General features: G+C 38.7%; 15 protein-coding genes and 1 riboswitch. Of the genes, 1 reads left to right on the top strand and 14 read right to left on the bottom strand.

The window, feature by feature from the left end; genetic code table 11:
• Positions 1-28: 28 nt before the first annotated feature.
• From cmk to IGJ39_RS05315, 4 genes are all read right to left on the bottom strand, one after another.
• The gene (gene cmk / locus IGJ39_RS05330; RefSeq protein ID WP_010735770.1) at positions 29-709 is read right to left on the bottom strand and encodes a (d)CMP kinase; all 681 of its coding nucleotides are present in this window, start codon (positions 707-709) and stop codon (positions 29-31) included.
• A 126-nt stretch (positions 710-835) separates the two neighbouring features.
• Complete coding sequence (locus IGJ39_RS05325) at positions 836-1,471, bottom strand: SAG1386/EF1546 family surface-associated protein (RefSeq protein ID WP_019724180.1); 636 nt, start codon at positions 1,469-1,471, stop codon at positions 836-838.
• A gap of 84 nt (positions 1,472-1,555) precedes the next feature.
• Positions 1,556-2,947 (bottom strand): RecQ family ATP-dependent DNA helicase, encoded by a 1,392-nt coding sequence (locus IGJ39_RS05320; protein ID WP_195339322.1) that lies wholly within the window; start codon positions 2,945-2,947, stop codon positions 1,556-1,558.
• Positions 2,934-3,953 (bottom strand): helix-turn-helix domain-containing protein, encoded by a 1,020-nt coding sequence (locus tag IGJ39_RS05315; protein WP_019723226.1) that lies wholly within the window; start codon positions 3,951-3,953, stop codon positions 2,934-2,936. The genes IGJ39_RS05320 and IGJ39_RS05315 overlap by 14 nt, the downstream gene beginning before the upstream one ends.
• A gap of 29 nt (positions 3,954-3,982) precedes the next feature.
• On the opposite strand from IGJ39_RS05315, the gene IGJ39_RS05310 reads away from it, so the two are divergent.
• A complete protein-coding gene (locus tag IGJ39_RS05310; RefSeq protein ID WP_010735774.1) occupies positions 3,983-4,204 on the top strand; it encodes a ferredoxin in 222 nt (73 codons plus the stop codon).
• Between the two features lie 257 nt (positions 4,205-4,461).
• Here the strand turns inward: IGJ39_RS05310 and IGJ39_RS05305 are convergent, their stop codons facing one another.
• The 10 genes from IGJ39_RS05305 to IGJ39_RS05260 all read right to left on the bottom strand — a co-directional run bounded on the left by IGJ39_RS05305 (position 4,462) and on the right by IGJ39_RS05260 (position 13,488).
• Positions 4,462-5,193 carry an alpha/beta hydrolase gene (locus IGJ39_RS05305; protein ID WP_029594035.1) on the bottom strand — a complete coding sequence of 244 codons (732 nt, stop codon included), beginning with the start codon at positions 5,191-5,193 and terminating at the stop codon, positions 4,462-4,464.
• 278 nt (positions 5,194-5,471) lie between these two features.
• Positions 5,472-5,879, bottom strand: coding sequence for a type II toxin-antitoxin system death-on-curing family toxin (locus tag IGJ39_RS05300; protein ID WP_019723228.1), 408 nt, complete (start codon positions 5,877-5,879; stop codon positions 5,472-5,474).
• The gene (locus IGJ39_RS05295) at positions 5,876-6,142 is read right to left on the bottom strand and encodes an AbrB/MazE/SpoVT family DNA-binding domain-containing protein (RefSeq protein WP_272019734.1); all 267 of its coding nucleotides are present in this window, start codon (positions 6,140-6,142) and stop codon (positions 5,876-5,878) included. Before IGJ39_RS05295 ends, IGJ39_RS05300 begins: the two co-directional genes overlap by 4 nt.
• Before the next feature lie 195 nt (positions 6,143-6,337).
• Positions 6,338-7,678, bottom strand: a complete 1,341-nt coding sequence (locus IGJ39_RS05290) for a M20 family metallopeptidase (protein WP_019723229.1) — start codon at positions 7,676-7,678, stop codon at positions 6,338-6,340.
• A gap of 375 nt (positions 7,679-8,053) precedes the next feature.
• Positions 8,054-9,577 (bottom strand): YfcC family protein, encoded by a 1,524-nt coding sequence (locus IGJ39_RS05285; RefSeq protein ID WP_010735777.1) that lies wholly within the window; start codon positions 9,575-9,577, stop codon positions 8,054-8,056.
• A 554-nt stretch (positions 9,578-10,131) separates the two neighbouring features.
• Positions 10,132-10,743: an ECF transporter S component gene (locus tag IGJ39_RS05280; protein WP_019723230.1), complete on the bottom strand. Its 612-nt coding sequence runs from the start codon at positions 10,741-10,743 to the stop codon at positions 10,132-10,134.
• Positions 10,744-10,870: 127 nt separating this feature from the next.
• Positions 10,871-10,993, bottom strand: a riboswitch (FMN riboswitch).
• An 84-nt stretch (positions 10,994-11,077) separates the two neighbouring features.
• Entirely contained in the window at positions 11,078-11,794 is a 717-nt protein-coding gene (locus IGJ39_RS05275) for a pseudouridine synthase (protein WP_195339321.1), read from the bottom strand.
• Positions 11,794-12,369 carry an SMC-Scp complex subunit ScpB gene (gene scpB, locus IGJ39_RS05270; protein WP_195339320.1) on the bottom strand — a complete coding sequence of 192 codons (576 nt, stop codon included), beginning with the start codon at positions 12,367-12,369 and terminating at the stop codon, positions 11,794-11,796. The genes IGJ39_RS05275 and scpB overlap by 1 nt, the downstream gene beginning before the upstream one ends.
• Positions 12,353-13,123 (bottom strand): segregation/condensation protein A, encoded by a 771-nt coding sequence (locus IGJ39_RS05265; protein ID WP_029594036.1) that lies wholly within the window; start codon positions 13,121-13,123, stop codon positions 12,353-12,355. The genes scpB and IGJ39_RS05265 overlap by 17 nt, the downstream gene beginning before the upstream one ends.
• Positions 13,120-13,488, bottom strand: coding sequence for a GNAT family N-acetyltransferase (locus IGJ39_RS05260; RefSeq protein ID WP_019723231.1), 369 nt, complete (start codon positions 13,486-13,488; stop codon positions 13,120-13,122). Before IGJ39_RS05260 ends, IGJ39_RS05265 begins: the two co-directional genes overlap by 4 nt.
• Between the last annotated feature and the right edge of the window lie 12 nt (positions 13,489-13,500).

Genomic DNA, 13,500 nt, shown 5'->3' with positions numbered 1-13,500 from the left:
ATGGTCGGATTCTTCGCTTTTTTTCTATTTAGTCAAGAAAATATCCTTTTTGTTGAATCACTTCTTTGATCGCTTGGACAACTTCTTGAATCGTTTTACCGGTTGTATCGATCCGTATCGCATCTTCTGCTTGCTTCAGGGGTGAAACTTTTCTAGTAGAGTCATATTCATCACGTGCTTGTATTTCTTTTGTCAATTCTTCTAAGTCTGTCGGAATATTTTTTTCAAGGTTTTCTTTGTGTCGTCTTTGTGCCCGTTCAGATACGCTGGCTACCAAGAAAATCTTCACTTCGGCTTTTGGTAAAACAGCGGTACCGATATCTCGACCATCCATGACGACACCACCATCTTCACCGATTTTTTTCTGGATCGCAACAAGAGCTTCGCGTACTTTTGAATGCGCAGCTACTTCAGAGACCGCTCGTGTAACATCTGGTTGTCGAATATCTGAAGTAACGTCTTGCCCAGCTACAAAGACATGTTGTCCATCCGCCATTTGCTCAAATGAAATCGGGTGTTTGTTGATCAAATCGACTAACTCTGTTTCATCTGAAAAAGCAATGTGATGTTTGATTGCCAAGTAAGTGACTGCACGATACATCGCGCCCGTATCTGTATAAATATAGTTCAATTCATTTGCGATGATTTTAGCTACCGTACTTTTGCCTGAAGAGGCAGGACCGTCAATTGCGATACTAATTCGTGTCATTTTTCATAAACTCCCTTTTCTCAAAAAAAAGGGGCTGTGGCTCAAGCCACTGCTCCTTATTTAGTTACATTTTATGAAGATACTCTGAGGAAAAACAACTCTTCAGTATTATCTTTTTAACTCCATTTATTGGACTCTAAGTTCTTGTCCTGGATATAACATGTAGTTGTTTGGATCGATTCCGTTCAATTGGAACAATTGGTCGACTGTAATGCCTGCGCGTTCTGCTACTTGTCTAGGGCCTTCACCCGCTTGAACGACTGTGGTTGAGCCTGAAACACCTGTGCCTGCCTCTGGTGTTGAAGTAGGTGTTGTTTCTTGTGGAGCCACACTGCTTGGTGTTGTTTGTTCTGGCGCTGTTACTGTTGAAGATGGTGTTGTTTCTGGTGTCACAGCACTCGTGGGTGTTGTTTCTCCAGCAACTGATTGTGTATCAGAAGTTGGTTCACTAGAAACTGTCGTCGATTCTACAGTTGATTCTACAGTCGAACTTTCTACGATCGATGAAGTCGTAGAGGAAGAAGATGCAGCGGTCGCACTATTACTTGATCCGTTTCTGATCCAGAAGTAAGCTCCTGCCGGAATGGCAATACATAAAACTAATAAAATCAAAAATAGCGATAAGAACAGGGTGTTCCCTTTCTTTTGCTGTCTTTGCGTACTTCTTGAAGATGCTTCGTCCTCTGTATCGTAAATTGGTTGCTCCCATGGTTCTTGTGTTTCGTTATTTTCTGATGATTGATGTCTATCTTTTCTACTCACCTTATTGACCTCCTAAATTCTTTCCTAGTTATTATACCATAGGATAATCTTGATTGTACGAAAAAAATACCTCGCACCATTTTTTTAAAATAAATTTAGTAAAATGGTTTGCCAGTCTTTTGCTTCTACGGTTGGACTAGTATGTCCAGTTTCAGAAAGAAATAAGGACGCACCATCTCGATCACAACATTTTTCAGGTTTTTCTTTGAGGGTTTCACCGAAATAATCCATCAGACGTTCTCGTCTACATGATGTTGTATGGATATAAGCAAGCATCTGCTGTAGTTGCTTGATTTTCACTTGTTCTTGTTTTTTTAATTGCAGAAGCCATGTATCAGGACTTTGCATTTCATTTACCAGCATCAGCCATTTTTGCTGGATCTCATCGAACTGGGGCGCCTCTGTTTGCCCAGTTGACAGATGTTCTTCGAAAATTTGGCGTTGTTCTTTAGATAATTGTTGGAAAAAGTAATGGATCGCTTCATCTCCTGGCCGGTAAAGCAACACAGCGCTACTAGGTCGCTGGTCTCGGCCTGCTCGACCAATCTCTTGCATATAATTTTCCAGGCTATCTGGTAGATCGTAATGGATGACATACCGAATGTCTGCTTTATCGATCCCCATACCAAACGCATTCGTCGCAATCAAAAATTGCAGTTGATTTTGACTGAATTGTTGTTGAAGTTGGCGGCGTTGTGAGGCATCTAGCCCTCCATGATAATACCCCACAGCATAGTCTTTGCGAAGCAGTTGATAAAGACGTTCGACTTCTTTTTTAGTCGCGCAATAAATGATCATTGCTCCGTCTGCTTGTGTCATCAACTGACGTAATTGCTGGTCTTTTTCATCTGTATGAAAGACAAATAATGAGATGTTTTCTCGATTAACTGAATGTTTGACGAGGGCAGGTTTTGTGCGAAAGAGAATGTGTTTGATCTCTTCTTGTACCGGTCGCGTGGCTGTTGCCGTCAAAGCTAAGGTAGTTGGTGATCCTAATTCTTTGGCGACTCTTCCGAGAGATTGATACTCAGGTCGAAAATCAATGCCCCACTGTGACACGCAATGAGCTTCATCAACTACGTACAACGAGATTTTTTGTTGCTTCAGGGCATGAAGCACTTCCGGTTGCTGCAACATCTCGGGACTGACAAACACAAATTTATATTCGGATAAATGAGCTAACACATACTGTTTCTCACTTCTAGTGAGTAAGCTATTATAGGCAACCACCCTTTTCTCTCCTCGTTTTTGCAATTGCCCTACTTGATCTTCCATCAAAGAGAGTAGCGGAGAAACGATCAATACCATCCCATCTTGCAAATAGCCAGTCAACTGATAGCATAAACTTTTGCCATTACCAGTTGGCAGGATCGCTAAAACATCTTTCTGATTCAATAAGGTGGAAATGATCTCTTCCTGTCCTTGGCGAAAAGAGGTAAAACCAAAGTACTGTTTCAATGGATCAAGCAAATCCATTTTTATCCCCTCCTTTAAATGCCTCGATTTGTGCCAAACGAAATTCGCCATAATCGATCGTTTGTCCTTCAAGATCTTTATATCTTAGCGTAAGAAGTGGTCGCTCCAACGAAGCTAAAGATCTTCTTGTCTCGGAGTGGATCAGTCGTTCAAAAGGAAAATCATCAAAAAAGATGGCCCACTCAATCAAATGGTCATTGATCGTGCCTTTCTTCAATCCTCGTTTCACCATCACTTGCTCCACCGAATCCCCAGATAAAATCAATGCTCTCGTCGTCAACATGCTTTGATTATAATTTTGTCTAAGCAACGGTGCAAGCAAATCGTAGAATAAGAAATCTGAATGCTGTTCGATAATCGCTAATAAGCGATGGATACACTGATCTTGGAATAATTGCTGAGCTGTGCCATCTTCAAGGGTAGTCAGTTGGTACGCGAGTAAGCCTGTTTGCTTTTTACCAGAAAATTGGTTCGCTAAAAAGTTCGCTTGTTCGTCTGGCATCAGAGTAAAAATAGTAGAAAGTTCCTTTGATACTTGAGCAACCAGCTCCGTTTTGGTACACGTTGCTTCCTTCAACCATCTCTTAACTTGGTAAGCATAAAAAGGACCCGTCTCTACTGGTAAATAAGCTGTTTCATTGGCGGATAAGTGAGAGACGACTTGTACAGAGAATTTCAGCAAACGCCAACTAACAGTAGCTGTACGTCCATACTTATCATAGTGTAGTCCAAGGAGGGATTTATTTTTTCTTTGCATTTCCCCTTTTTTCGTCAGTTGCAACTCTCGGTCTTCCCACTTTAATAATCCCTCATCTATCATCTGTTGGATCTGTTTATCAAACGTTGCTTGTTCAAGTGAAGGAAAACAACCATGAACAACTAATAATCGCTGAAAAAAGCCAAAAAGTAGTACCGAGGATGTACGCTTGCCACTTAATAATTGATAGAGTGAGCTTGCTCGTAACTTGTCACTTGAAGAAAATAAAGATAAAATAAACTCAGTCATAGTAATCCCCTTACGTTAGGATGGTGAATATGTCATTATTATGTAAATTAGTTCCTGAACGTTGTATCGCATGTGGTCTATGTCAAATCGAGGCGCCTGATATCTTTGATTATGATGAAGAAGGAATCGTCTTATTTGCACAAGAACCAGAAGCACATCAACAATTCGTTCAGCCTTTAGAAGAAGCCAACGTAACCAAAGCTTATCAAAAATGTCCGGTTCGAGCAATCTTATTGGAAAAAGAAAATTGATCGCTCTCTTACAACTAACTTTTAGCAGGACTCTCCGATGATCTACTTGTTTTTTCTATGTTACAAAATAGATGAGATAATCGTATTCCCCTCAAGTAATAAGGCGTCATCCACGAAAATGATTCTTAAATTTTTTTGTGGATGACGCCTTATTTTTCTAGGAGCTTCCTTTGAGACGTCTGTATCCGCCGATCAGCTTTTGAAATTTTCAATTATAAACGAATCATTTCTTTTCGCCGGTCCGAAAAGTGACGCTCTTACTTGATTTGATTCAGCCAATTCATCATGGTCGTGACGATTGCTGTTTGTTGGTCTTCATTACTGATCGTTGCTTCACCATCACCTTTTTGATGACCATAACTACCAAATCCGCCATGGTTCCCTCCAGCGATGGAAACAAATTCTGTTTGTTCAGGTAAATAAGCTTTTGCTTCATCAGCTGCTTCTTGGTTCATGACTTCATCTTCACTTCCGGTGATACTGATGACCGGTAAATCAGTTTTTGCCAATGTCCCCTTTTCATCCGGATAACTTGCCATGAAATAAATACCTTTTAATCGTTCATCATCCAGATTTGCATTAGCATAACGACTTGCCATCACCCCACCTAAAGAATGTCCTCCAATCACAAAATCTTGATCCTTGAAATCCTCTCTGATTTTGTCTGCTTTGTTGCCACTCAGGATCGCCAGTTCAAAAGGCATTTTAGCAATGGCTACCGTATAGCCATTTTCTGCTAGTTGCTCTGCCCATATACTATAACTTTCTGGTTCGACAAGCGCACCAGGATAAAAAATCACCATTGGATGTTCCGCCGATTTTTGCGATTCGAATAATAAATAATCCTCTTTATCTATTCCTTGCTTAAATGATTGCTCTGCTTGAGTCGATGGTTCGTACACACTTTGTTGCCAATAAAAATAACCTCCAATAGCACCTAATCCCAGTACGATCACTAATCCTATCAGGACTCGTTTGAATATTTTCAAAAACATCACCTTCCGTCATCTTTCATTTGATACTCTTATACACTAAATAAAATACGGTAAAATTGCAAATGATTTTATGTAAGATGTTATTATTGGCTATCTTTGTAAGGAGGAACAACTGACAATGAAAAACCACCCCTATTTTGACAAAGTTCCTCAAAATAGGGGTGATTTCCTACATTGTTATATTAAACTCAATTTATGTATTCACTGTTGTGCATGAACTCGCCTCATTTAATCTAGGAAACGATCAATCAACTGGAAAATCGATGTGGGAACTACTTTGGATTAACTTTTCCTGACCGAATTAGGTAAGTCGAGACAGTTCGTTTTAATTCATCAAATTCTTTTTTACTAGTAGTAATATCTAAAATGAATTTAACTGCCTCTTGTTGGGTAAAAGTTGTTGTATATCCATTCGCTTGCAAAAATGTAATCATCGATACAAATGCTGTACGTTTGTTACCATTATGAAAAGGTTGCTTTGTAGCTAAATTGATTGTAAGTATAGATGCTTTATCAAATATCGTAGGACACAAATCTCTGCCAAAAACTGACTGTGCAGGTTGATTTATTGCCATATCTAGTGCAGTTGCATCTTTTATACCGATTGTTCCCCCTTGAGAATATGCTAAAATTACTTTAGCATTTATCTTTATGATGTGTTTTGAGGTCAAATATATCATAGGTCGACCAAATCTTTCAATGCTTGATCATATTGATTCATCACAGAGTCGACAATAGTATCAATATCAATTTCCTCTTGTGCTTTTACTATCCTAACTGCCCCATCTGTATCAAATATATAACTAATAGACTCTCCCGTTTTAACTCCAATATACTCTTTTACTTCATTTGGTATTGTTGTTACATCACTATTTCCAGATTTTCTGATTTTGTATTTACGAATTTTATCCCTTAATTTTTTTCCTTTCTGTTTATAATATATTCAATATGTATATACATATTATCATAGTATATACATTCCAACAAATTTCTGAGTATGTGAAATAGCTATTACACTTGTTGCTTAATTATGGATGTTTAGATGGTAAAGAAATCCACCACTATTTTGATAAAGTTTCTCAAAATAGTGGTGGGTCCTTTTAATGACTCTTCTTTTGCTTCTTAACTAACTAATGGCTTACTTCCCACACAAGCGATAAACCGCTTCTGCGTAGATTTCCATCGCTTTGTACATACTGCTTAGTTCCCATCGTTCATTGGCTTGGTGCATGAAGTCTGGTGTATCAGGGAACATTGCTCCGAAAGCGACACATTGATTCATCGTACGAGCAAAGGTTGCTCCACCAGAAACAAATGGCTCAGTCATATCCCCTGTGATATCACGGTACGTTCCTAATAAGTTTTGGATCAATTCACTCTCCAAAGGAACGTATAATGAATCCAAGAAATCAAATTCTTCATATGATAAATCGTATGCTTTGATTTTTTCTGTCATTTTTTCGACAAGCTCATCTTTTTTGAAGGTGACAGGGATACGCATGTCCACCCCGATTTTTGTTTGCTCAGGTGTGATTTCTAAACTAGCGAAGTTCATCGTCAACTCACCAGATTGTTCGTCAACAGTCTTTCCGACTACTTTTTCACCAGTCGCATTTTCTTGGACTAATTCTCCTAAAAACTTGATTGGCGCAAAATCAAAAACTTCAGATAAAGCGATCGCTAAACGAGAAATCGCATTGACACCTTCTGCTGCATCTTTTGCGTGGATACTTTTTCCTAGCACTGTGATCGAGTCACCTTGATCTTCAAATTCGAAGTTATGTTTGGTCAACGCTGCTTTTACTTCTGCCAATTTTTCACCTGAATAAGGTGCTGAATCCGGCACTACGTTTAGTGCCCCACCAGCATTTACAGAGAATTCATTTGTGCCAGGACCGGTCAAGTAAGCTTGTAGCAAACCTTTTTCTGCATAGATCAAAGGAAATTCTGCATCTGGTGCAAAGCCTTGTGTGATTCCTTCTTCTTTTTCATTGTATTTATCTAAACAACGCCAAAGATTTTCTTCGTCCGTTCCGAAGATGAAACGAATGCGCGTATTAAATTCTACCCCTGCATCCATCAATGCTTTCACTGCGTACATTGCAGCAATCGAAGGTCCTTTATCGTCTTGGGAGCCACGGCCAACTAACCAACCATCTTTGATCGTTGGCTCAAAAGGTTTAGATTCCCAGTTTTTTTCATCGCCTCCAGGGACAATGTCCATATGGCATAAGATACCAAATAACTCTTCTCCTGAGCCTACTTCTGCATAACCATAGTAGCCTTCGGGATCTTTAAATGTTTTGAAACCTAATCCTTCACTGATTTCTAACACTTTATCTAAAGCTTCTACAACTTTTTTCCCAAAAGGATGTCCCTCTCCAGAATCAGATTCATCCAACACAGAAGGAATTCTAATCAACTCACTTAATGATTCTAATGCTTGTTCATGATGTTGTTCTGTTACAAATTGTTTCATCAACTTTGCCTCCTCATTATTTAAAAAAAAGATGGCGGCAGAAAATACTACTTTGATCCACATGTACATCTGCTCGAGTGCAATAGGACACTATTTACGAAATTTTCTGTGAAAAAGCCAACACCTTCGGAAATAAGCGACAAAACCCAAAATCCAAGTTTCGGGTTTTGTCGCTTATTTCTTGGCGCTGGATTCTTCAGTCACCATTTCATCAACAGAGTAACTCGTTTTTTCAAAGGTCTTGTTTCTACCGACGATCTCTTACATACAAGTGATACATCGTACTTGGTGAATAAAGGATTCATGTCTCTTTATTCAGTCAATAGATATTGTTTCTTCATTTATCATAGAACTTTGGCTGTCATTTGTCTAGAATTAGAACATTGCTGCTACACCTAAGATCACACAGATAGCAACAAATAAGATGGCAATCAACTTCCCAGTGAATTTCCACCAAACGGAAATATCAAAGCGAGCAATGGCGATTGCACCCATTACGATAGCAGAAGTTGGCGTGATCAAGTTCACTAATCCAGATGCTGATTGGTAAGCAGTGATTACTAGATCTTTACCGACACCAGCAAATTCTCCCATTGGTCCCATGATGCCCATTGTCGCAGCTGCTAAGCCAGAAGTTGATGGAATCAAGAATGACATAGGGATATAGAAGATAAATGTAAGGATCAAGAAGACACTTGATGACAATGAGCTTAATCCTTGTTCTCCCCAATGTAAGATCGTATCTGTGATCAAACCGTTGTTCATCACTACTTGGATCCCACGAGCAACAGCAACAACGATTGCTACACCAATCAAGTCTGAAGCACCTGCTAAGAATTCTTTGACAAAATCAGATTCTTTCATACCAAAAGTGATTGCTACAACGATTGACATTACTAAGAATAACATTGTGATTTCAGGGAAATACCAATCACCTAGAGGCAACATGTTTTTACCTAAAACAGTTCCAATTACAGGTAGGCCAGTTAACCAATTTGTCAATGACTCAAAAATAGTGAAGTTTTCATTCAATGTTGTCCAAGGAATCAAACTAATGATCATGATACCAAAAGTAAGGAAGAACAATACATTGACATGTTTTTGTTTCTTCGTGATCATTTCTTGACGATTGATTGCTTCGATATCAAAGTGTTTCATGTCTTCTTCGCGCTGATTATATACTAAAGATTTGGTTGGATCTTTTTCGATCTTCGACGCATAGCGATACACATAAATAATAGAGATTGCTAGTAAGACAACGAACATAAAGAAACGTAACCCGATTCCTTCACCCATTGAAATACCAACAGCTTGTGATGCAACTCCTGTCGCAAATGGGTTAACCGTTGATGCCAAACAACCCACTTGAGATCCGACCAACACGATGGCTACCGCTGTGACAGTATCAAAACCGACGGCCATCATAACAGGAATCAATAATGCGTAAAATGGAATCGTTTCTTCCGCCATTCCATAAGTTGAACCACCTAAAGCGAATAAAAGCATCAATACAGGGATCAACATTTTTTCTTTCCCTTTGAAGCGTTTCACAACAGTTGCGATCCCAGCATCTAATGCGCCGGTTTTATTGATGATTCCTAAGAAACCACCAACAATTAAGATAAAGAATGAAATTGGGATTGCCGCAGGTGTTTCTTTCGTTAACTCACCCGCTGGTACACCCAACATCCCGTTGACTGGAGCCATAAAGATATCCCAAAGTCCTTGTGGATTTTGTTGGACTCTTTCGTAAGACCCTGCAATGATATTACCGGCTTCATCCACACTGTAGTGTCCTGCTGGGATGAACCATGTAAGTACAGCGATAATGGCAATAATAATGAATAAGACCGAGTACGCTGAAGGCATTTGAAATTTCTTCTTCGTTGTTTGTTCCATTTTCTTCTTCCTTTCTTGTTTCAAAAATCTTTGACACATCGGTATTTTATCAAAAAGATGATAAGAACAAAAATAATAACTAGTAGATTCGATAAATTTTATTCAAAACGCTCGTTTATTGTCCCTCCTTTGATTATTTAATTGAAATGCTTTATTCATACTAATTGTAGCGTTTCCGTCGTCTATTATATCAGGTCCATCTAACAAACAAAAGGAGAAGAATTTCACATCAAAACGTATAAAATACATTTTTATACAAAAAGGCAAAAAATACTCAGACACGATTTATAAAACGCTTACACAATGTCGGTTATTGAATTTTTTTTCATAACAAAATATTAAGAAATACTTTAAAAAATAGGTGTTAGCTATGCGAATACCTATGATTGGTCATTTGTTCCCCTCCCAAATAACCTATCTAGGCTCTATATAAATAACTGAAAATGCCCTTTTTCATAAAAAAAACTTGAAAATAGGAATTCCTACTTTCAAGTTTACTTGTATTCTTTGTATTATATGCTATCGTAGTCTTTTTTTAAAAGAGTCGTTTATTTTTATTTTACAACGCTATGCCGTTTTTCTAACTGGTGTTGTTTTCTGCTCAACCAAGGCAGTAGTTTGGCGTGTAAGACAAGGAATGCCACACTAACGATAAATCCTTTGATCAAGTTAAAAGGTACAATACCGATCAAAATGTAATTTGCCAATGGCATACCTAACATTTGGGTTGCGTTTAGGCCTAAAAATGTTAAATAAAGAGGTGTGATTACAAAATAGTTCGCAATACTCATGAAAATAGTTAGTGCAAGTGTTCCACTGATCACGCCTAAAATTTGATTTTTTCCTTTTTGGTATTTGTTTCTTTTGAAGATGTAGAAAATCGGTAAAGTAAAGACCGCTGTTGAAAAGAAACTAGCGACGTCGCCAACTAGATTCTCCGGACTAAAACCGGTCATGATCAAATGTAAGATCGAACGTAAAAACGCGGTAACGATCCCCGCTAACGGGCCAAATAAAAACATGCTGATCAAAACTGGGATATCACTAAAATCGATTTTCAAAAAGCTAAATGTTGGCATGATTGGAAATGAGAAAAATTGCAAAACCAATCCGATTGCAGCAAATAATGCGACCGCAACCATTTTTTGTACTCGGGTGTTCTTCATGTTGAAATCCTCCTGTTGGGATTCCTCTTCAGCGAACTATTCAACCACGTAAACACAAACAAAAAAACTCTATTTTCGCAGGGGAAAATAGAGTTAGAGTCATTTGTACATACGTATGCCAAATAAGCTCTATCTTCTTTATCCAGACTTTACTGTCGGTATCGGAATTTCACCGATTCAGCTACTCGCAAAAGTAGGTCGTGGACTATAACCACCGGTCGGGAATTTCACCCTGCCCCTGAAGACGAACCATATCTAATTTTTGTTTACCATTTTATTATACTTATTTCATAACAAAAAAGCAAGGTATTTAGCCTTACAAAAAGTAAGCTATTTATTTTGATTGATTCAATAACTGACTGATTTCTTTTTTATTCAGCTCACGATACTCACCAGGACGTAAACCTTGCAAGGTCAATTCGCCATATTTTTCTCGTTTTAATTTTTGCACAGGTAACCCGACGGCTTGTAGCATGTTTTTTACTTGGTGGTTACGGCCTTCATGGATCGTTAATTCTACGATACTATGATTCGTATGAGGATCAACAGATAAAATGGCATACTTTGCAGGTGACGTTTTCTTTCCTTCAATTTTGATTCCTTTTGTCAATGGGTTCAGCGCTGACTTAGTGGCGATCCCTTTGACTTTGGCAACATATACTTTATCAACTTCATGCTTTGGATGCGTCAATCGTTGCGCAAAATCACCATCATTCGTCAATAAAAGTATGCCAGAAGTATCATAATCTAGACGTCCAACTGGGTAGATCCGCTCTTTGACCATTGGTAATAGATCTGTCACTACTTTACGGCCTTTGTCATCTGCTACAGCAGAAATGACACCTTTTGGTTTATACAGTAAATAGTACCCATACTCTTCTTGATAGATCGGCACTTGGTCGACTTCTACTGTGTCATGTTTGCCAACTTTCACACCTAGTTCCTTGACGATTTGACCATTTACTTTTACTCGACCAGCCAAAATATATTCCTCGGCTTTACGACGAGAGGTAATCCCTGCATGAGCAATTACTTTTTGTAATCTTTCCATTATCTGTTTTCTCCTTCATGCACGCCATCAAAAAATAAATCAAGGGGTGCGTCTTCTTCCAGTGAACGTTCGATATCTTGAATATCGGGTAACTCATTTAGCGATCTCAGACCAAAATAATCTAAAAAATGACTTGTGGTCCCGTAAAGGATCGGGCGACCTGGTCCATCGACTCGCCCTTTCTCTTCGATCAGTTGGTGTGCAGTCAAGCGTTGAATCGCGCCAGAAACTTGAACACCACGAATCAACTCGACCTCACTTCTAGTGATCGGTTGTTTATATGCAATGATTGCTAGTGTTTCGACTGCCGCTTGTGACAAGGTATTCGATGTCCCTTGCGCGTATCTTTTGACGATCGGCGCTAACTCCTTTTTGGTAGTCAGCACGAGTTGTTTTTCTGTTTCAAAAAGATGTAATGCTGTGTTGTCATTTGCTTCATAACTAGCTGCCAACTCTGCCACTAAAGCAGTCGTTTCTTCTCGTGTATAGGTCAGTAAGTCACTCAATTCTTCGATTGTCGTTCCTTCTTCTCCTACTATAAATAAGATTGCTTCAAGTTCACTTAATTTCGTCATGTTGTGTATCTCCTACTGCTGGATAAAGCATGATTGATTCATAATTTTTTTCTTGCTGAGCCACGATCTGTCCATTTTTCATCAATTCGAGGATCGCCAAAAATGTTGTGACGACTTCGTTTCTAGAAGGCGTTTCAAAAAAAGATTCGAACAAACAGCCATTTTTTTGAGAGACGATGCGCTGTTGGATAAATGTCATTCGTTCTTCGATTGTCGCATCATCAGGTGCGATCGTTTTTTCTTCTTTTTGAGCAAATTTCTTTCGTTCTAAAATTTTCTGCATGGCTTGAAATAAATCGATTTTTTTCACTTGTCCACGCTTCAATGGTTTTTCTTGCCCCAATAACTCATCGATTGCAGAAGGTTCTTTTGTGAAATACAAACTACGTTCTTCTGCCTTTTCAGTAAGCTTCTCTGCTGCATACTTGAATTTGCGGTATTCTAACAGCTGATTGACTAATTCGTCACGAGGATCTTCTTCCCAAAATTCTTCTTCGTCATTGCTTACTTCTTGGATAGGCAATAATGTCTTACTTTTGATTGCCATCAGTGTTGCTGCCATGACAAGGTACTCTCCTGCCACAGCTAACTCAAGCGTCTTCATCGTATGGATATAGTTCATGTATTGTTCCGTGATAGTGGCGATCGGGATATCGTAAATATCGATCGACATATCTTGGATCAGATGAAGGAGTAAATCTAATGGACCTTCAAAGACATCTAATTTGATATTGATTTCTGACACATCATTCACTCTTCCTTATTTTCATTGATCCATCTACTTAAATAAGCTTCTGTGATATCTGTTGGATGGATCAACACATCGGGGTATTTTGCTTGCAATTCATTCAACATTTGAAACCCGATATTCTCCCCCCGGTAGGAAGGATTCAACGAAATATCGTGAATCGTCATCTGATCTTTATCATTCCAATGCACACCAATGATTCCTTGGATATTTGTAGAATCTTCTGGCGTATAGAAAAAAAGTTCATAATCCTCAGCAGATTCATAGGTATCGATCTCTTTTAGTAAACTTGATTCTGCATTTAACTTTTTATGAAAGCTCAATAGTCCCATTGCGATTTTTCGGTTTTCTTTTCGATAATGTGTTAACATTTTCTCACCATC

The sequence above is a fragment of the Enterococcus sp. AZ140 genome (assembly GCF_051714405.1).
In the GTDB taxonomy this organism is placed as follows: Bacteria; Bacillota; Bacilli; order Lactobacillales; family Enterococcaceae; genus Enterococcus_B; species Enterococcus_B pernyi.
Note: the sequence above shows the minus strand (reverse complement) of the source record. Positions and strands in the feature narration are given on the sequence as shown.